Raw genomic sequence first — 21,149 nt, 5'->3', positions numbered from 1 at the left:
TAAAATTTTGAACCTTTATTATAAAGGCTCTTTCTTAAATTTTGCTTAATAAAAAATTGAAAGAAATAAGATTCCTCTTATCTCTTTCAATTTTTTACTACATATACCTTTTTACTTGGCAACTCCAAACAATTTAACTGACCACCATACACAGCCCCGCCATCAATTCCAATAATACGATTACTACCAAAATACACTCCGCAATTCTCACTGCCATGAAGCGTTTTTGTTTCCGTATGGCCAAATACAACAACCTTTTCGCCGCTATATCCATTATGAAATTCATTACGGATCCACATTAATGTATATGGTTCTGATTCAGAAACTCGATTCATCGGCTCAACACCAGCATGTACAAAGATATACTCTTCTGTTTCAATGTAATGATCTAATTCTTGAATAAACGTTACATGTTCCTCTAATATATGAGATTGTAAAATCGGTTTTTGGAAGTTTTCCTCATTAACCGCAATGTCTTCTTCTACAAATCCATAGCTATATAACGTTTTATCCCCACCATTCCTTTTTACCCAATGGTTCCATGAACGTTCCTCATCTGTCGTTAACGCCTTAATCATCATATCTTCATGATTGCCCTTTAGAACGAGGGCTCCCGCTTCTTTTAACTCTTTTACCTTTTCAATTACTGCACGCGCATTTGGACCACGATCTACATAATCCCCCAACAAAATTAGTTGATCCTGTTTTGCATCGTAGTGAGCTTCTTCCAATAATTGTTCGAACTTTTCTATTTCCCCATGAATATCACTAATAACAAGTATTCTCTTCATTTCTTCCCCTTCTTTCTAAACCATTCTCTTTCTAATTATAATTCAAAACGACAGAAACTTCTGAATCACATTTATTACAAACTAAAACTATTATCCTTACAACAATGTAAGTCTCTTGTCATCCAATTCGATAGTTGCAATTACTATATTTCTTTATACTAAAAGTAAGAAATGAAACAAAAAACAAGGAGAGATGAGATATGAAAAAAGTGATGGAAGTTGTAGTAGCGGTGGCAGAGGTTTTCGTAAATGGGAAACAAGTTGCAATGGAGTTAAACAAATAATGAAAAAGACAAAATTCATTCTAGACCCTTTACTCATATAAACGAGATAAGACTTCATCATTTCTTTGATCCCTTATCTCCCAATAAAGAAAGCCGCATCCTGAAAAAGGATGCGGCTTTCTCTTATTTTTGACTCGTACGAGCTGAAATACTAATTGCTCTATCTGTTGCTTTTGCAGCTTCATCTAACGCTTCTTTACTATTCTTTCCGTCATACATTGCTTCTAATGCTTTTACAACTGCATCTCTTGATTCTGGGAATACACTAATTAATGCCCCTTGAGTTGCTGGAGATTGCTTCGTTGCTTGTAATTGCTCTACCGTTACTTTTAACTGCGGATACTTTTCATACTGCTCTTTTACTAACGGCTCATTATATGCATCTGGATTAATTGAGAAATATCCTGTTGCAGTATGCCATTTTGCTTGTACATCTGGCTTCGTTAAATATTTCATAAAGTCCCAAGCACCTTGCTGCGTTTCTTCTGAAACCATATTCGTCATCCATAATGATGCACCGCCAATAACAACACCATTTTGTTTCGAATCTTCTGGATACGGAATATACGAAACGCCTACATTAAACTTAGATGCATCAATTAAATCACGAACACCAGCTGAAGAATCTAAATACATAGCAACTTGTCCAGACTGGAACGCAGCACGAATATCATCCCAACTTGCTCCATACTTTCCAAGTGCACCAGCTTTATTTAATTCATCTAACATCCCAAATACTTTTTGACCTTCTTTTCCGTTAAATACCGCTTTCTTTGCAGCATCTTTACGGCCGTTTTCGTTGTCTACATATAAAGCACCTTGTGTCGCTAACAACTCTTCAAAGAACCAACCATAATTCAGCATTGAAAATCCATACTGCTTTACATTTCCGCCTTCTTTAATCGTTAACTTTTTCGCCGCTTCTTTTAACTCATCATATGTTTGCGGAGCTTTCTCTGGATCTAATCCAGCCTTCGCGAAAGCATCCTTATTATAAATTAATACTGGTGTAGATGAATTAAACGGCATAGAATACATTTTTTCATCAACTGAATAATAGTTCGTAATTGATTTTTCTAATTTTGATGTATCGTACTTATCTTTTTTAATCCAGCTATCGATAGGCGTAATCTTTTTGCTATCAATCATATACTTCGTTGTAATTTCACTCGATTGAACAAGAGCTGGCGCTTCTTTCGTTGCAGACATCGTTTTAAATTTCGTTAAAGACTCTTCGTATGTTCCTTGGAACTCTGCCTTTATCTCGTATTTATTCTGCGACTTATTATAGTCTGCAACAAGCCCATCTAGTACACCTTGTGTTTTTCCACCCATTGCATGCCAGAAACGAATTACAGTTTTATCACCATTCTTTTCAACTGGAGCTACTTTTGCCTGTGCTTCAGGTTTCCCCTCTGTTTTACTATTTGAACACGCTGCGCCGGTTAATGCCATTGTGGCTGCCATTAAAAGAGCAGCACTTTTTTTCAATAAACTCATCTCAATCCCACCTTTTCCTATGTATGCTTATTTAATTGCACCTTTTGTTAATCCTTTTTGTAATTGCTTTTGCCCTAAAAATAGTAAAATCAACGTTGGAATGACGATAACCGTAACACCGGCCATTACACTGCCCCAATCAGTTGCAACTTCTTGAGATTGAAGCTGCTTTACACCAATTTGAACCGTTCTTACTTTTTCATCAGTGGTTACTAAGAGCGGCCACAAATACATATTCCACGTTGTTAAAAAGCTATATACTCCAAGCGTAATAAAACTCGTTTTACAATACGGAATTACAACACTGAATAAAAACCTTACATTTCCAATCCCTTCAATAAAAGCAGCTTCTTTCAGTTCATTCGGAAGTGTCATAAAATGTTGACGTAGTAAGAAAATACCGAAAGCTGTTGCAAAAAACGGCACCGTCATCCCAGCAAAACTATTAATCCATCCGAAGTTTTGAATCGTTAAAAAGTTCGGTACCATCGTTGCTTCCCACGGAATAAGCATTGTTGAAATAAACAAGAAGAAAATTAAGTTTCTACCTTTAAACTGAAGAAAAACAAAAGCATAAGCTGCTAAACTGGATACGATAAGTTGTCCAAGCATAACAACTGTCGATACAATTAAACTGTTATATAAGTATGTAAAAAGAGGTACTTTTTGAAAAATATTAATGAAATTATCAAAAGTAAATTGAGTTGGAAATAACCTTCTCATTTGAATATCGTCTGGTGTCATAAAGCTTATTAAAAACGCATACAGTACAGGAAAAAACACCATTACTGCACTAATAATGAGCAGCATGTATAATAGGAAATTTTGTTTCCACTGTTTAACGATCATTTATAATGCACCTTTCTCTCAGCAAACTTAAATTGAATCAATGTAGCAATAAAAATGAAAATAAATAATACCATCGCTTGTGCACTTGCTGTTCCAAATTTATGATTTACAAATGCCTCTTTATAAATCGAGTACACAATTAAATTCGTTGCATCATTCGGTCCACCGTGCGTTAAAATATCAATTTGTCCAAAGCTTTGGAATGCACTAATTAACGTTACTGTCACGATAAAAAATAAAGTTGGTGATAGCATCGGTAATGTAACGCGGCGAAGCTTATATAAATAACTAGCACCATCTATAGATGCACTCTCATATAAAGACGTATCAATATTTTGTAAACCACCTAATATAACTAAAAATGCAAATCCTGTATTCACCCAAACCGTTGTAACCGATACAGAAAACAGTGCCCATTCTGGACTCGTTAACCATGCGATTGCAGGAAGATTCATAGAGGCTAATATATTATTAAATAACCCTACACTTGGATGAAATAAAAATAGCCAAATCACTGCACTAGCAGCTACTGATATTCCCATCGTTGAAGAAAACAGTACTCGGAATAACCCGATCCCTCTTACTTTTTCATTTGCAATTAATGCAAGAAATAAGGCGAATACAATGCTAGTAGGAACTGTATATAAAACAAATAATAAAGTTGACTTTATACTTTTGTAGAAAGCAGGATCCGAAAATAAATATTGATAATTTTCTAAGCCAACGAAAAGATTAGCTTCTCCGTGTATATCTGTTAAATAAAAGCTATAGTAGATCGTCCTAAACAATGGATAGAAAAGAAAAATTGAAAATAACAAAATAGATGGCGCCAAAAACAATAATCCTATTCTTAAATCTTTCGTTCTGCCCCATAAACTCTTCTTTTTTGACACTGTTGTTTGAACTGGTAACTTACCTACTTCAATCATTATTTCGCCACCACTTTCAACTCTTCTTCAGCCACCACTTTTAATCGTTCATTCGTATTTTGGTGAAAGAAGCATAGTTTTTCTTGCGAGAATAATAATTTTACTTTGTCACCTTTGTTCAGGAGTAACTGTCCGATGACTTTCGCACTCCAAGTTGTTCTATTTACCGCAAAGTTTAATATAGATTCATTCCCTAATACTTCTACAGATTGCAGCGTCACTTCTTGTCCTTCCTCAGACAGTGCAATATGCTCAGGACGCATACCTATTCGAATAGTTCCTTCTGGTAATTGCTTTAGCTGTCCAATAGATAATGGGATTTGCAATTGCCCTATATGTAATATGCCTTTTTCTTTATCCACTTCCCCATCATTTATATTCATAGAAGGAGAACCTATAAAACTTGCAACAAATTCGTTTGCTGGTTCGTTATATATATCAAGTGGTGTTCCAACTTGTTGTATACTTCCTTTATTTAAAACCATAATACGATCTCCCATAGTCATTGCTTCTATTTGATCGTGAGTAACGTAAATCATCGTAATTCCTAATCGTTGCTGAATTTCTCTAATTTCAATCCTCATCTGTGCACGTAATTTCGCATCTAAATTCGAAAGTGGTTCATCCATTAAACAAATCGGTGCTTGACTGACGATGGCCCTAGCAAGTGCAACACGCTGTCTTTGCCCGCCTGATAATTGGCCCGGTTTCATTTTCACATACTCTTTCAGTCCTACCATTTCAATAGCTTCCATTAATCGCTTTTGTCGCTCTTCTTTTTGTACCTTCCTTACCTTAAGTCCAAATAAAATATTTTCTTCTACAGTTAGGTGTGGATATAATGCATAATTTTGAAATACCATTGATAGATTACGGTCTTTCGGCTCTAAATCATTTGCAACATGTTCATTAATAATTAAATCTCCCGAAGAAATTTCTTCTAAACCAGCCAGCATTCGTAATAATGTACTTTTTCCACATCCAGAAGGTCCAACTAAAACAAAAAATTCTCCTCTTTTAATATGAACTGATACGTCTTTAACTGCTGTCTCTTCCGCATTTTTATATACCTTTGAAACATTTTTCAATTCAATCACAAGGTTGCACTCCTTTTTTCTTCTTGTATCCACACTTCATAATGACTCGTTGAAATTGCACTTGCTCCTGCACGAATTGCGATTTCTGCATCCTCTCGCGTTTGAATCAGCCCACCTGCAATAATAGGGAATTTTATTTCCTCCGCTAGCTGTTTAATAATAGAAGGCATAATCTCTACTGCATTCGGTTTAGTCGTTTTACAATTTTCAATTGATTTTGTAAGAGATAAAGTATCAACAATAAAAATGCGTTGAATCGTTTTCAATCCAATTTTATTGGCATTTCGAATTGTTGATCCCTTTGTCGAAATAATACCTTGTGCTCCGATAACATCTTGAATATATAAAAGTGCTTCCTCTGTGTTCGTATTTAAGCCTTGTATAAAATCACAATGAAGAAATACATCGTGTCCATGTTTCTGTAGTTCATATACACGCTCTGGTAACTCCAGCATTGAACCAGTCATAAGAAAAACTGTTTTCGGTAATTTTTTGTATGTTTTGTACCCTTTCCAATCCTTTATCATCGCAATATAAGGTTCTTTAAACATTTATTCCACCTAGCTTTTCTATTTTTATCCAAACTAAAAACACCTACTTACATAGAGCACCTTTCTCCTTATTTGAACTCTAGGGAATAGAGCACACTTAAGAAAGCGGCACGTTATATGTAAGCGGGTGTTCTCAAATGTTCTCTACCCTAGTTATTTTGTTACCTTTACTATATTACGCATTTATTAAGTCAGTTTTGATAAATTGTTAATTAGATGTTAATCGAATGTTAATATTCACCATATTACTTTTACAACAATCTAGATATACGAATAAACCCCAACAGAACACAACAATGTTTAAAATTCAATCAATGTGCAAATTCATTCCATAGTTAATGAGTTTTAGTTTTCTCGCCACTGCTTGCGAAGCAAAGTTATCCCAAGAAGTACTATAAAGCGGAATGCGCTTTTCCTCTTGTATTGATAGTGCCCAGGCTGTAACGACATCAGCACCATATCCATTCCCTTGAAACTCCACTAAAGTTTCTACACTTGCCTCAGCAGCTACGGGCGTACTTCTGGCACTGCAACATATAGAAACTACCTTTTCATTTTTTACAATTGCAAAATAAGGTCGCCTCCATTCCATCTGTTCTATTAGATTAGAAAAATTTTCTCGCAAAAGCTCTTTATTCTTCTCTGTTATTTGTATTGTTCTAGTTGGCTTATGTAAATTATTAGGGAACATGAAAGCAGGACCCACCCAAATATTCTCCACCGTTCTCTCTTCATTTAATACTTTAATGATCTTTGCTATCTCAATGTGATTTGAGCATTCTCGAATTAATTTCTCAATCTTACTTATCATTTCACCATGCAGTTTATAATGATACCTCGTTATATTCCCTTCACGAGTTCTGCTAAAAAAAAAACGTGGTGCTTTCAGATTTCCATTTTCATTTACACACTTTATTCTTCCTACTTGATTATGAACAAATAAAACTTCTGCCTGAATTGCTATTAACTCAAGTTCTGAAAATCGCATTTATACCCTCCTTAATTACTATTTGTAGCCTTCTCGATATAGCATCCATCCATTTTTTCAAAACAAAAACCCCATTTAAATACACATTACTGAATCCATCATACTAAAATGACTTCTTCATTCTGTCTATCTAAATGGGATTATTTCGTGCTTTTTATTTCTTCAGCTTGTTATTCCGCCAGTTATGGTTGCGGCTGTACTACTTCATTCGCTCCAGCTACCCTCAACATATTCGCAATATCTTTAAAACCTCTTTTTTCAGCATATTGCAGCGGCGTAATATTTTCCTTATTGGCCATATTTACATCTGCCCCGTGGTCAATAAGCATTTGAATTACTTTCTTATGACTTTCACTACCATTTCCTAATACAATTGCTTCTAATAAAGCTGTTCCACCACGTTCATTCTTATAATTCACATCAATATCTGTATGCTCTAATAATTCTTTAACAACCTCTACATGGCCACGCTCAGATGCAGAAATAAGTGCTGTTCCACCTGACTTAGTCGTTTCCTTCGTATTAACTCCTGCATTAATTAATACTTTTACAATATCCGTATATCCTTCTCTACTTGCATAAAGAAATGGATTACTTTGTTTTTCGTCTTGAATTTCAATATCAGCACCCGCATCAATTAATGCTTTAACTGTCTCTACATGATTTTGATACGTCGCTGCAAGGACAGGCGTTTCTCCGTTGTCACCTTCTACATTGATATTCGCTCCATCTTGGATCAGCTTCATAGCTGTTTCTGTGTCTCCAAGCGTCGTAGAAAGTAGCAACTGTTTGTCCATTAAATTTATACTTTTTTCTTCTTTAGATTCTTCCTGTTCTTTATGCTTTTCTTTTTTCTTTTCGTTTTTCACATGAACCGGTTTTGATTCTGGCTCCTCTTGTTTATCGCAAGCCACTACCGTCATTAAAAGTCCTAATAACATACATAATAAAATTTTTTGTTTTCTCACAACTACAGCTCCTATGAAAGATAATGTTTTCTTAACCATTCCTCCATCACATACAATAACTCTTCTTGAGTACATTTATCCATAAGCCCTTTAGATTCCTTCTTTAATCGGATTATCTTAAACTTATACTATGTTTTCTCAACCTATTGGAATGATACGCCTGATGGCCTCATCATTAACATTATGAAGCAATTAGTTTAGCACGTTTTTACCGCATTTGTATATATTTCTAAAAAGTACATAAAGTGAAACTTTAATCAGTGGGGGTTGTTCATCCCCCACTGATTATTAGTTGAACCAATTGGGCATTTACGGACAGTTGATCTCCCACCTAACTTCTTCGCTCCAGCCGCATTTTGAGGTGGGAGTTTTACTGCCCGTTAATGCGGGGTAAATGATTGCTTTAGGTTACTATATTCCATTGTAACCGTTCTTCTAAAATTTTTACACCTTTTCTATTATTAATGATGCCCACCGTGATTCCCTGTTTTCGGTTTTCCCATCATCTCTTTATTCATTTCCCATTTATGCTCTGATAGCTCTTTATACGAAAGAACTTTCCCCTTATAGTTAGATACAAAACTCTCTGCATCTTTTTTATTTTTAAATGAAATGACATTATAAGCCATCGGTGTCGTTATTGTTTTATCATATACGTAAGTAGCATCTTCTAACGAAACCCAATCTTTCGAATCATAATCTCGAACAAATTTTTCTTTCGTCTTTTCACCTGAATTGATCTCCATCCATTTATACATACAACCGATATCATCAAACTTTAACGCTTTTCCACTTTCTAAAATGATTTCTGTTGCAAATTGATTATCCATTACCCCGATTTGGCAAATATCACATTTATCATGTTTCTCATTAATTGCCACAGCTTTTATTTCCTGTTTTCCACATCCTACTGCCATAAAGATGAAACATACACATATAACAAGTACGACATATTTTACCCTCATTAATATTCCTCCCTAAAAACCGTATACTCCACGAAAAGAATAGCAGAAGGTTGTGTGAGATTTGTGAAAAAACAATGTTCTTTTTGTAATATATGGAACAAAAAAGAGATGTGCAGTTACTTCTACACATCCCTCATCATTCACAACCAGTAATTAATAAATCATCTTCCAGCTTAACTAATAATGTATCCGTATCAATTTCCTGTCCAACTTCTACATTTACTAATCTTATATTTCCACTGATCCCTATCCCGATTTTCTCAAGCTCACCATCATTTTTTCGGATCATCATTAATTTCTCCCATTCATATACGTAAGAGGATTCATTAATAAAAATCTCCTCTACTTTTCCTTTACATGAACTATAAATCTCTTCTATTCTTGTTTCCATTCAAAATCTACTCCCTACTTCACGCGCTTCTCGTTTTCACCTTATTCTACCATTCTTGTACGAAGGCATTTATCTTTTTAAAAATTCAAAATTACCTCATGAACAAAATGATCAAAATAAAGATTATGTTTCTAATGATGTTATTTCTTTAATTATTTACCATTCGAATTGAACCTTTTATTATAAATAAAAAACCTTTTATCTGAATTTTCGTTTTATATTGAAAGCGCAATCATTTTTTTGAGGGGGAGATTACATGGTAGCATTACTTGGATTTGCAATGGTATTCGTCTTTATGTTTTTGATTATGACTAAACGTATGTCAGCCTTAGTAGCATTAATATTAGTTCCAATTATTTTCGCATTAATTGGTGGCTTTTATGCCAATATGGGCCCGATGATGTTAGAAGGAATTCAAAAGCTAGCACCTACTGGTATTATGCTTATGTTCGCCATTTTATATTTCGGAATTATGATTGATAGCGGTTTATTCGATCCTGTTATTAGTAAAATTTTAAAATTTGTAAAAGGTGATCCTTTAAAAATTGTTGTTGGTACAGCTATTCTTACTATTATCGTTTCATTAGATGGTGACGGAACAACAACATATATGATTACCGTTTCCGCAATGTATCCACTATATAAACGTCTTGGAATGAATCCACTTATATTAGCTGGGGTTGTTATGTTAGGGGCAGGTGTTACAAATCTTACACCTTGGGGTGGACCAACTGCTCGGGTTATGAGTGCTCTTGGACTTGATGCATCAGAGCTCTTCACACCACTTATACCAGGAATGATTGCTGGTGCAATTTGGGTAGTTTTCGTTGCCTACTATCTTGGAAAAAAAGAAAGAAAACGTTTAGGAATTATGGATGTACAATATTTAAAACAAATGCAAACAATGGATGAGCAAGCTGCGACTGTTGAAGCTGCCGTGCATAAACGCCCTAAACTTCTATGGATTAACTTTTTATTGACCGCTACATTACTTGTCTGTCTCATACTAGAAGTTATGCCGCTACCTGTTCTATTTACAGTCGCTTTTGCTATTGCCGTTATGATTAACTATCCAAACTTAGAGCAACAAAAAGAGCGTATTGCGTCTCACGCTGGAAACGTATTAGCGGTTGTTTCTCTCGTCTTTGCTGCTGGAATTTTCACAGGTATTCTATCTGGAACAAAAATGGTAGATGCAATGGCTCAAAGTGTTGTTACTCTTATACCAGATGCACTTGGCCCCCAACTTCCAATTATTACAGCTTTACTAAGTATGCCGTTCACATTTTTCATGTCTAATGATGCCTTTTACTTCGGTGTATTACCTATTTTAACGAAAGCTGCTGCCGCTTACGGAATTAGTGCAGCAGAAATGGGACGTGCTTCGTTACTCGGTCAACCTGTTCACTTACTGAGTCCCCTCGTTGCTTCCACTTATTTATTAGTCGGAATGGCCAAGGTTGATTTTGGTGAACACCAACGATTCACTTTACTTTGGGCTGTTGGAACGACAATGGTTATGTTGATTACTGGAATTGTAATTGGAATTATTCCAATATAAGATGAAACTAGAAAAAACAGTAGAGGAAATGTAATAATCCTCTACTGTTTTTATTGTTGTAAAAATCCCCTATGAAGAAACGCGGAAATACCTTCTTTCTGGCCTTCCCACACTTCCATATATAAGCTCCGCATGCACTTTCTTTCCAGAGATCAAATACTCTAAATAGCGCCTCGCAGTTGATCGGCTTACACCTACCATTGAACTTAGTATCTCTGCAGTAATTCCCTCTTCATTAATAGTTAGCATATGCTTTTTTATTTTTGCTAACGTTAAAGGGTCGATTCCTTTTGGCGCATATTCTATTTGATTTGCCTGCACCCCTCTTTGGGACCATAGATGTTCAATCTGTTCTGAAGATAATTGAGTATTTTTCTTTAACTTCGTAATCTTCTTTTGATAACTTTCTAAACTTGTTTTAAACCGATCAAATGTAAGTGGCTTTACAATATAATCTGTTACTCCGCCTCTTAAAGCATGTCGCACTACATCCGTCTCTGATGCGGCTGTAATCATAATAATATCTGTATCATGCAAATTATGCCTAATATATGTGACGAGTTCAGTCCCTTGCATGTCAGGTAAATATACATCTAATAAAACGAGTTGTGGCTTTACAAACTCTAACCATTCTTTCGCCTGTTCCCCAGTCGTTGCTGTTCCAATTACTTTAAACCCCTCAATTTTTTCAGTAAAACGACGATGAATTTCCGCAATCCGAATATCATCTTCTACAATCAATACTTCAATCCCCTCATTCATTACAATTCGCCTCTCTCTTTCGGTAATGCAATGATAAATAAAGCACCACCTAAATCCCCTTTTTCAATCGCAATACTTCCATTTAAATCTTCCACTAACTCTTTCACTTTCGCTAATCCATATCCACGTTTTCCGCCCACTTTCGTCGAAAAACCTTTATAGAATATACTTGTAATTATTTCATCATGAACACCTTGTCCTGAATCTTCTACTTCAATTAATATTTCTTCCCCAATGTCTGTTACAAACATTCTTACTTTCTTATCATGATCTTGATTTCTTTCAATTGCTTCAAATGCATTCGTGATCAAATTCCCTAAAATAGAAACAACGTAATTACTCTCAATATGCGGACTTAACTCTTCTAAACTACTTTCCCGATCTAACATAAAATCAATCTTCAACTCTCGCGCCCTATTATAAAATCCAATTAAAATCCCACCTAACCATGGATTTTGAATTCGTTTCATAATAAATTGAACGAACTCTTGATATACTGCCGTTTCCTTATGAATAAGCTCTAAAGCATCTTCATAAGACTCTAATTGAATAAGCCCTGAAAGCGTATACAATAAATTGTTATATTCGTGTGTTTGCGCCCGTAATGCCTCTGTATATTGCCGTGTTTGAGATAATTCCGCTGTTAATTGATCCATCTCAGATTTCAAGCGCAAGCTGGATACTACACCAGTTACTTTATGATTAACTTTAATAGGTAGACGATTAGCAATAACATCCTGCCCCTTTATATTTAATTGGCGATCAAATTGTTCTTCTCCGGTTTGAAGTACATCCAGTATCGATGAATTAGGAATAACATCTAAAATAAATTTCCCTATTATATTTTGTTGTTTATCTAAAGAAAGGATATCGTATGCCGCTTGATTTACTAAACTAACCATACCATTTTTATCGATTACTACAATTCCTTCACGTACAGATTGAATAACTGTACTATGCTCCTCGTATAAAGATGAAATTTCTTCTGGCTCCATTCCAAACATCATCCGCTTAATACTTTTAGCTAAATATACAGAGCCAATTATCCCAATTAACAGACCTGTTATTGTAATCCAAAACACACGCTTTCCATACACTTCTATCGCTCCATGAATATCATCCATGGAAAAACCAACAGATACTACACCAATAATTTCATTATCCTGATTACGAATTGGGACTTTTCCACGTAATGAAGGCCCTAATGATCCCGTTGCTTTCGAAACGTAAGATTTCCCTTCTAATAGAACCCCTTTGTTATCTCCGCCCACCATAGCTTCTCCTATTTTATCTCGCTTAGGATGTGCATAACGAATACCATCTTTATTTCCAACTACAATAAAGTCAGCATCTGTTTCGATTCGAATTTTTTCTGCAATTGGCTGAATAATAGAAGCTGGATTTTCTTTTTGAAAAGCTTCCTGGATTTCCGGTATAGCAGCAACTGTTTTCGCAACATGCAACGCTCTTTTTCCGATTTGGTCTTCTACCGTTTCAGATAATATGTAGTAAAATAAATAACTCGTTAACAGAAGCACAGCAAGAATAAGTGTACTAATAGTTAATGTAATTCTCGGTTGTAGTTTTAATTTCTTCAATTTCAAAATCATTCCCCTAACATGGCTAAAGATAGAATTTAAAGAAAATACAGTCTTTTGTTTTCGTATTTAATCATAACACGATTACTATATATTTCTTCACTTTATCTCATTACCGTTGCCATAAAAAAGAAACGAAGTAAAATGATTACCTCGTTTCTTAACACTTGCCTCTTATACTTTAAACTTGCCAATCATCCCTTGTAATTCTTCCGCCATTTGCGATAGATGAACTGCTGCTGCATTTATTTCATCTACTGAAGCTAATTGCTCTTCAGAAGAGCCCGCGATATTTTGGACGCTTGCTGCGTTTTCTTCAATCGTTGCTGCAATTTCATTAATAGATGCACTTACTTGTTTTGCATCTACCGTCATTTGCTTCGCTACTTCTACCATACTATCAATTTGTACTACTGTATCATTTGTAGATTTCAATATTTCTACAAAGCTTTTCTTCGTTTCATTTGCAACTACAAGCCCTGATTGTACCTCTGTCCCAACTTGATTCATAGAGCTTACTGTTTCTTTTATATCAAATTGTATCTCTTTCACTAGCTTATCAATTTCCGTAGAAGATTGTCCCGATTGTTCTGCTAATTTCCGTACTTCATCGGCTACAATTGCAAAACCTCTTCCTTGTTCCCCAGCTCTTGCAGCCTCAATTGCAGCATTTAATGCTAATAAGTTTGTCTGCTCTGCAATATGTTGAATCACTTCAAGGATTGCTCCAATTTGTTTCGACTTATCATCTAATAAAACAATGACTTTATCTGACTTTGAAACAGACTCATGAATTAATTGCATTTGATTCACAGTTTGCTCAACTAACTTTCCACCATCTTCAGCTTTTTTCTTCGTATACATAGAGGCTGTAGATACTAATGAAGAACTATCTGCAACACGCTGAACTCCTTCTGTAACTTCTTCTAATAATGTTGCTCCTTCTTCAACTTCTCTCGTTTGTATTTCAGCCCCACTCGATACTTGCTCTATCGCCTGTGTAATTTGTTCCGTCGCTTCACTTGTCTGCTTCATGCTAGCTGTTAATTCTTCTGAAGATGCTGCTACATGACTTGCTGAAATATTTATATTTGAAATGACATTATGTAATGATAATGCCATCTCGTTAAAGCTTTCTCCTAACTGCCCAATTTCATCTTTAGAATGAACTGTAATTGATTCTGTTAAATCACCTTCACTAATTTTTTTCGATGATATTACAAGTTGTTTTAACGGTTTAATAATAGAAGCAATTATAAAGTAAATTAAAACCCCGCCGATCATTAATGAAATACCAATAACAGTTATCGTTTTATAGAAAATAGGCTCCGCCGCTTGAATAATTTCTTTTGAAGGCATAATTCCTGCTATTTTCCATCCAGTTTTCTTACTCGTTTTAAAAGTAATATTACGATCTTCACCATCTAATGAATAATGAAAATCACCAGCTTCCTGTTTATAAAATTCCTTACTAAGTTTCTCTTCTAATTTCTCTCCTGGCTTCAGTGTCGGGTGTGCGACTACATTTTTATCTTGATCAAATATCGCTACATACCCTTCCTTACCGATATTAACCATCTTAGAAGTAGTTACAATATCATTGATAATTAAGTCAATCCCGAGAACACCACTTTTATCTTCGTTTTGTTTTGCTAGTGTAATAACAATATTCCCTGTCGTTTTTGACTTATATGGAGCAGTTACAATCACTTCTCCGCTTTTTTTCACTGCCTCTTTATACCAATCTCTTTCTGTAGGATTATATCCTTCGGGCATTTGAATAGCTGGTGATTGAATAAATTGTCCATTACTAGATCCTGTATAGATCGCTTCCATTTCTGGATGTAATTTATTATATTCTTCTAGTTTATTTTGGATGTTTTGAATTTGATCCGCTTGGTAACTTGATTGTGTAAATAATTTCGTAAAATAAGTTGCATCTACTTTTTTACTATCCAATTCCTTATTAATTACATTATCCAAAATTTTTATATTATCTTTCGCCGATTTTAAAATCGTTTCATTAAAATTTGTTTTCGCCTGCTGATAAGACGTCCAACCAATTACAATACTTGGAAGAATTAAAATAATAATAAATGACACAAGTAACTTTGTTTTTAAACTACTACTCCTTAATTTCCTTTGAAACATATTCCTACCCCTTCATACCGTTTTACATGCAATAACTTACAATTAATCTATTTATAAAAATTATAAGATATGAATACGTTAATGAGACTTTTTATTTCTCTTTACTCATCTTTCTAAATTTAAAAGATTATTGCATACATACTTCATTCTATAAAAATTTAATAATTAAAACAATGTATAAAAATGTATATTATTCGAAATATTATAATTCACAGAAGAACCTCTAGTATCCCACTTACTAAAGGTTCTTTCCATCTTACTATTCTTTAGTTTTTTCTACTTCTTTTTCCTTATCTTCTACTACAGATACAACAGGTTTATCATTTGCTAATTGTTGTACTGCCCCTTTTCCTGCAAACCCTTCTAATAACTCTTTTAAATCAATACCAGAAGAGGCTTTTAAAGTTTCCTGCATTGTTGCCATTAAATCAGTCGCATACCCTGCAACTTTTCCGGCGCCGCTATTCTTTCCACCACCGCCTGTATCAACGACTGTAATTTTATCAATGTTGCTAAGTGGACTCGCAATTTCTTTCGCATAACTTGGAAGCATTTTAAGAACCATATCCATAATCGCGGCTTGCCCATATAATTCAAATGCTTCTGCAATTTTTTGTTTCGCTTCTGCTTCTGCTAAACCTTTTAACCTAATAACATCAGCTTCCGCTGTACCTTGTGCCTTTTGTACTTCTGCCTTTGCCTGACCTTGTGCTTTTTCAATTTCTGCTTTTGCTAAACCTTCTACACGAACTTCTTCTGCACGTGCTCTTGCTTCTGCTTCAATTTTATATTGATCCGCATCTGCTTTTTTCATTTGTTTTACTTTTTCCGCTTCAGCTGATTGTTCAACAGCATAGCGATCTGCATCTGCCTTTTTCTTTACTTCTGCATCGTATTGCTTTTCACGACGCGCAATCTCTTTTTCTTCTAACTCAATTTGCTTTTCACGCTCAATGATTTTAACTCGCATTTGCTCTTCTGTAACACCTTGTTGTGCTTTCGCTTGTTGTAATTCATAAGAAAGATCTGCATCTGCGCGAGCTTGTTCTTGGTCTCTCTTATAAGATTGTACTTTTAATTCCTTATGCTTTTCAGCTTCAGCAATTTGTGCATCACGTTGATATTCTGCTTCTTTTGCTTCTTTCTCAGCACGAGCTTTTTCAATTCGCGCTTCTTTTTCACGCTCTGCATTTGCAACTGTTGCATCACGCTTAACCATTGCAATTTGCGGCTGACCAAGTGCATCTAAGTAGCCGTTTTTATCCATTATTTCTTTAATTGTAAAGGAAACGATGCGAAGTCCCATCTTCTTCAAATCAGTAGAAGCCACTTCATGCACCTTTTGTGCGAATTGCTCTCTATTACTATAAGCATCTTCTACGGTCATGGAAGATAAAATAGCACGTAGATGCCCTTCTAAAACTTCTTTTGCTTCTACTTTTAACTCTTCCGTTTCTTTTCCTAAATATTGTTCAGCTGCTGTAGAAACTTCTTCAATTGTCGATCCTACTTTAATAATAGAAACACCGTTTACTGTAATTGGTACACCTTGTTTCGTATACGTATCACGTGTTCCAACTTCTAATTTGTAGTTTAATAAGCTAAGAAGTTCTGCTCGTTGCATAATTGGAACAACGAAAGTACCACCACCGCGGATAATCTTAATCTTCTTTCCATCATCAGTGATAACAACATTCTTTCCACCACCAAGCCAGTTCCCTGTTACAATTAATGCTTCATCTGGACCAACTGTACGATACTTCGTAATAAATACTAAAATGAGTAGAAGTAAAATTGCGAGTAAAACTCCACCGATAATTAATGGAATCGTCATGTAAATTCCCCCTTATAATTTTGGTTTCTTTAAAGAATAAGCGATGTTTTGTACAAGCAAAACACCATCTTGAACTCCTTCAATAATGACCTCGGTTCCTTGTGAAATATCTTTTTTCCCAATTGTTTTCGCTGGTATTGCATTACTTCCAAATTGGGATGAGATTAATACTTCTCCAAATCCTTCTTTCGGAATCGATATAATTACTTCTCCTTTTCGTCCAATAAATTCATCCATGCGGTGCATTGTATTTTGCTCTGCCTCTGCAATCGGTTTTAAAATTAATATTTTCATTATGAAAACACCGATAAAGGATATAGCAAATGAGCCACCAAAAATAATAATGCTATTAAAGGAAAATAAATATTCTCCTATATAACTAAATCCACATAACATTGCAAAAAAACTAAGTAATAAAGTTACAACGGATACAGATCCTCCACCAAAGCTAAATATTGATTCAAATATATCTCCAAAGAAGATATAAATGACAGTAAGTATAGTTGCAATTATAAATCCGTATAAATAAATTGTTTCAAGTGGATAACCAAACAAGACCATTTCTTATCCCCCTTTCTTAAACAATCCCTTTTTTGTTATGTGTATGCCCCACCTCTTTCAAAAATCATTAATCTTAATTTTCAGTTATTTACTTTTTAAAGAAAAACCTGTAAGACAGGTCTCTAAAAAAGAACAGGAGAAACCTATTGTGACAGGCTCCTCCTAGTAAATAACCGATATATTGTATATCTATATAATATACTATTTTCCACAAAAAGTAAAGTTAAACATACATTGGAAGAGTACTTATTTTACTGATAATGCGTACGCTCCATCGCCATTATCATATTTATATACATACAAGTAATACTTACCTGGTTTTGCATTAAATTTTGCTTCTATATGATTTCCATTAGCTTGACCATAAGCTGCGTAATTTTGCATATCTGATTCATGGTGAAGTACCCATGTCATCCCGATTCCATGTTCATTTAAAACAGAAATATCGATATCTTTCGCTGATGCCACATTAAATGTATAAACATCGGTGTGATCCCCGCCGATAAGGCTACCTTTTATAGTAGTATTTAGCCCGATACGATTTGCTTCTTCTGGACGATTATTTGGTTCTGATTCTGTTACACTTCCATCTTTAATTGTAACAGTTGTTTCGCTTCTACTCTCTTTTCCTTTATCATCCTTTACTACTAACGCTACTTTATAAGTTCCTTCTCTTTCATATGCATGTACTGGATTAACTTCTGTACTTGTACTTCCATCCCCGAAGTCCCATAAATAAGAAACGATTTTTCCATCTTCATCGTTTGACCCATCACTTTTGAATTGAATTCCTTCTTTTACAAGCCCGTTATAAGGTCCGTTTACATTAACCGTCGGGGCTTTATTTTCTCCGTCATCTTTTGCGATACCGTGGAAGACTACATCATATTCAAATTGATTAGAGCTATTCACACGGTAATTGACGAAATATGCTGTAACAGTTTTGTAGCCACTCCATTCTTTTTGCGCCAATTGTTCTAAAGCTTCATTTACTCTTTTACTCATTGCTTTCCAGTCTTCTGACTCACCTTTTGTTACACTACCTGTAAACGTACCTTCTAATGTAAATGTATTAAAGAATTGAGATGTATGCTTTGTCATTTTTGTATCTTTCATAGACAACATATCACTAATTTCTTTCTTCACTTCTGTTAGTGCTTTTGGTGCATGTTCAGCTAAATAATCATCTGCTACTTCCGGCACATTGTACTTATCTTGATTATCAATTAACTGCTGCATATACTCTTGATACTCTTTATTTAACTTAGAATCTTTACTTAAAGTTTCACGATACGTATCATAATTTCCCACATCATTCGCACGAATTAAATCTTGAATTTTATCAAACGTTTCAAACTGATGCGTATATAAGTAAGACTGCAATGCGAACGAGTAGTTATAGAAATCCCAAGAACCATATTTAGCAAATAGTGTACGCTCTGCTGTATAACGACTTGCAGGATCAGATGATAATCCACTAATGATGCTCTTTCTTGGTACAACGTTATTTGTACGAGTAGATCCTGCGAAAAATTCTGCATTCCCTTCTTGGAACCAAGTTAATCTTTCATTTTGATACATATCTCCTCTTCCAAATAAACCGGGAACTTCATATCTCCCTTGAAGATAATGAGTGAACTCATGACGGAATAGCTCTTCTAAACTATAAATACTTTGCTCTGGCGTACGCTCATATGTAAAGAATGTCCCTGTCTCTTCAATATAAATTCCACCGTTGTTTGTCTCATATCCATACAATTGTCTATTTAACTGGTATTCGTCTGGAGTGTTATAGATTACTATCGTTAATACGTCGTCTGCATTACCTTGTTCTAAAGCTTTGTCATTTCCGATCACACGGTGATATTGCGCTTTTACTTCCTTCGCAGCCCAATATAATCTCTTGATTTTTTCTTCTGACACTTTATCCCCAGTTTTAAATACAATAGATCCATCATCGAATGTATACGTTTTTGGTAAGTATTGCTCTTTTCCTTCTTTACGTATCTTCTCTAAATCTACCGTATTCCCGCTATAATCTTTCCCATTATAGTTTGTTGTAATTTGTTCTACTGCAACAAAATACGGCTCACTTAAACGCGGGTACATATGCATTGCCTGTGTAACAACCTCTAATCCTTTATTTGGATTACTATGAAACTTACCTAAACGACTAGCAAAATAAATTCCATTATTAACGAGCCATTTATTTTCTGGCGTTACTTCATTTAGAAGAGCAATACGATTTATTTCATTAATAAACCCATCTACTTTTCCATACCACATCGTTTCATTCGCTTCTTTACGAGCCTCATTTAAGTAAGATTGTATATCATAATCAATGCCTTGCATCATATCGTATACAGCTTGTCCTTTCATACGATCGTCTACATATGCATTAAAATTATCATTATATTGTTTTAAAATATTCGATGCGTATTGCACCGTTTCAACATCACTTGATGCATTACTAATTAATTTTCCATATGCAGATACGACTGTATCTTGCTCATTTGTTCCAAGCTTAAAGTTGGGATTTTTCGCAATAGCTTTTAACGCTGGTAAACATTTGTCCTGGAAGCTTCTTTCATTTAAGTCGCTTAATTCATTATTATAAAATGCAAGATAAAAAGCTGAACGTAACACTTCAGTAAACGTTTGAATTCCTTTTGAATCATCTTTCGTAAATGTACTACCTCTATGAGCTAATTCGTCTATAATTACTTGCATTTTTCCGTTATCTTTATAAAAGGCTTTTGCATCTTCATTAAACTGGAATAAGTCTGTAATTTGGTGCCACTTAATACTGCCTAACGTTTCAATTAATTCTTGATCATTCATTTTGTTTAAATCAGCCATTGAATAGCTTTCTTTAGCTTGCTTTACTGCCGAGTTCTTCGTAATAGATGCTGGTCGCTGTGAAAAATCTCCTACTTTTAAACGTTCTTGAAATGATAATGTTTCCTCGGCTTTAGAAGCGTGTCCGATCTCATCTACTGGTTTTTCAATTCCAACTGGTTTCGAATGCAATACATTATACGGTACCTTTTCTTCTGCTGATACATTCGTTTGAATTGCTCCGAGCGATAGCGCCATTGTACTAATACTAAGCAACACTTTATTGATCTTTGATTGCTTGTTCATATTATTGCCCCCTATTTATATATTCCATTCAAGAAATTAACATATTATCTGGATGAAATGATATAAAATGCAATATTTCATATTATTTCTTCATACATTTTGAACATATAGTGAACGAAAGGGACTTACAGTTTCCACTACAGTTGCTCCATTATTTAAGCAATCGAAACATCTTCGTATTAATATCCTTCCCCTATTCAAAAAGCCCTTATCATAAGCATATTT

Annotated in this window: 17 protein-coding genes and 1 pseudogene; 1 reads left to right on the top strand and 17 read right to left on the bottom strand. The window is 34.8% G+C overall.

What is annotated here, in order from left to right; all coding sequences use genetic code 11:
- Window positions 1-86 precede the first annotated feature (86 nt).
- The 10 genes from JFU23_RS18540 to JFU23_RS18495 all read right to left on the bottom strand — a co-directional run bounded on the left by JFU23_RS18540 (window position 87) and on the right by JFU23_RS18495 (window position 9,313).
- Entirely contained in the window at window positions 87-791 is a 705-nt protein-coding gene (locus JFU23_RS18540; protein WP_060750505.1) for a metallophosphoesterase family protein, read from the bottom strand.
- A 407-nt stretch (window positions 792-1,198) separates the two neighbouring features.
- On the bottom strand, window positions 1,199-2,575 hold the full coding sequence (locus JFU23_RS18535; RefSeq protein ID WP_016101861.1) for an ABC transporter substrate-binding protein: 1,377 nt from the start codon (window positions 2,573-2,575) through the stop codon (window positions 1,199-1,201).
- Between the two features lie 27 nt (window positions 2,576-2,602).
- A complete protein-coding gene (locus tag JFU23_RS18530; RefSeq protein WP_002125118.1) occupies window positions 2,603-3,424 on the bottom strand; it encodes a carbohydrate ABC transporter permease in 822 nt (273 codons plus the stop codon).
- Complete coding sequence (locus JFU23_RS18525) at window positions 3,421-4,353, bottom strand: carbohydrate ABC transporter permease (protein ID WP_201032430.1); 933 nt, start codon at window positions 4,351-4,353, stop codon at window positions 3,421-3,423. Before JFU23_RS18525 ends, JFU23_RS18530 begins: the two co-directional genes overlap by 4 nt.
- Window positions 4,353-5,450, bottom strand: a complete 1,098-nt coding sequence (locus tag JFU23_RS18520) for an ABC transporter ATP-binding protein (protein WP_201032429.1) — start codon at window positions 5,448-5,450, stop codon at window positions 4,353-4,355. The genes JFU23_RS18525 and JFU23_RS18520 overlap by 1 nt, the downstream gene beginning before the upstream one ends.
- The gene (locus JFU23_RS18515) at window positions 5,447-6,001 is read right to left on the bottom strand and encodes a glycerol-3-phosphate responsive antiterminator (protein ID WP_201032428.1); all 555 of its coding nucleotides are present in this window, start codon (window positions 5,999-6,001) and stop codon (window positions 5,447-5,449) included. Before JFU23_RS18515 ends, JFU23_RS18520 begins: the two co-directional genes overlap by 4 nt.
- Window positions 6,002-6,308: 307 nt before the next feature.
- Entirely contained in the window at window positions 6,309-6,989 is a 681-nt protein-coding gene (locus JFU23_RS18510; protein ID WP_201032427.1) for a GNAT family N-acetyltransferase, read from the bottom strand.
- Between the two features lie 182 nt (window positions 6,990-7,171).
- Complete coding sequence (locus JFU23_RS18505) at window positions 7,172-8,032, bottom strand: ankyrin repeat domain-containing protein (protein WP_085309007.1); 861 nt, start codon at window positions 8,030-8,032, stop codon at window positions 7,172-7,174.
- Window positions 8,033-8,418: 386 nt separating this feature from the next.
- The gene (locus tag JFU23_RS18500) at window positions 8,419-8,922 is read right to left on the bottom strand and encodes a nitrous oxide reductase accessory protein NosL (RefSeq protein ID WP_002140312.1); all 504 of its coding nucleotides are present in this window, start codon (window positions 8,920-8,922) and stop codon (window positions 8,419-8,421) included.
- Window positions 8,923-9,058: 136 nt separating this feature from the next.
- The gene (locus JFU23_RS18495) at window positions 9,059-9,313 is read right to left on the bottom strand and encodes a hypothetical protein (RefSeq protein ID WP_002029671.1); all 255 of its coding nucleotides are present in this window, start codon (window positions 9,311-9,313) and stop codon (window positions 9,059-9,061) included.
- 256 nt (window positions 9,314-9,569) lie between these two features.
- Between JFU23_RS18495 and JFU23_RS18490 the strand changes: the two genes are divergently transcribed.
- Window positions 9,570-10,874 (top strand): CitMHS family transporter, encoded by a 1,305-nt coding sequence (locus JFU23_RS18490; RefSeq protein ID WP_002188234.1) that lies wholly within the window; start codon window positions 9,570-9,572, stop codon window positions 10,872-10,874.
- A gap of 69 nt (window positions 10,875-10,943) precedes the next feature.
- On the opposite strand, the gene JFU23_RS18485 is transcribed toward JFU23_RS18490, so the two are convergent.
- The 7 genes and pseudogenes from JFU23_RS18485 to colA all read right to left on the bottom strand — a co-directional run bounded on the left by JFU23_RS18485 (window position 10,944) and on the right by colA (window position 20,924).
- Window positions 10,944-11,636, bottom strand: coding sequence for a response regulator (locus JFU23_RS18485; protein ID WP_002029668.1), 693 nt, complete (start codon window positions 11,634-11,636; stop codon window positions 10,944-10,946).
- Entirely contained in the window at window positions 11,636-13,240 is a 1,605-nt protein-coding gene (locus JFU23_RS18480; protein WP_445816280.1) for an ATP-binding protein, read from the bottom strand. Before JFU23_RS18480 ends, JFU23_RS18485 begins: the two co-directional genes overlap by 1 nt.
- Before the next feature lie 168 nt (window positions 13,241-13,408).
- On the bottom strand, window positions 13,409-14,269 hold the full coding sequence (locus JFU23_RS31230; RefSeq protein ID WP_372361859.1) for a methyl-accepting chemotaxis protein: 861 nt from the start codon (window positions 14,267-14,269) through the stop codon (window positions 13,409-13,411).
- 81 nt (window positions 14,270-14,350) lie between these two features.
- Window positions 14,351-15,385 (bottom strand): annotated as a pseudogene (locus tag JFU23_RS31225) (HAMP domain-containing protein); the annotation flags it as partial.
- Window positions 15,386-15,644: 259 nt separating this feature from the next.
- The gene (locus JFU23_RS18470) at window positions 15,645-17,219 is read right to left on the bottom strand and encodes a flotillin lipid rafts scaffold protein FloT (protein ID WP_085308997.1); all 1,575 of its coding nucleotides are present in this window, start codon (window positions 17,217-17,219) and stop codon (window positions 15,645-15,647) included.
- A gap of 12 nt (window positions 17,220-17,231) precedes the next feature.
- On the bottom strand, window positions 17,232-17,780 hold the full coding sequence (locus tag JFU23_RS18465; protein WP_002091085.1) for an NfeD family protein: 549 nt from the start codon (window positions 17,778-17,780) through the stop codon (window positions 17,232-17,234).
- Window positions 17,781-18,026: 246 nt separating this feature from the next.
- On the bottom strand, window positions 18,027-20,924 hold the full coding sequence (colA, locus tag JFU23_RS18460) for a collagenase ColA (protein ID WP_201032425.1): 2,898 nt from the start codon (window positions 20,922-20,924) through the stop codon (window positions 18,027-18,029).
- Window positions 20,925-21,149: the final 225 nt, after the last annotated feature.

This window comes from Bacillus sp. TH50 (assembly GCF_016650565.1).
In the GTDB taxonomy this organism is placed as follows: Bacteria; Bacillota; Bacilli; order Bacillales; family Bacillaceae_G; genus Bacillus_A; species Bacillus_A mycoides.
Note: the sequence above shows the minus strand (reverse complement) of the source record. Positions and strands in the feature narration are given on the sequence as shown.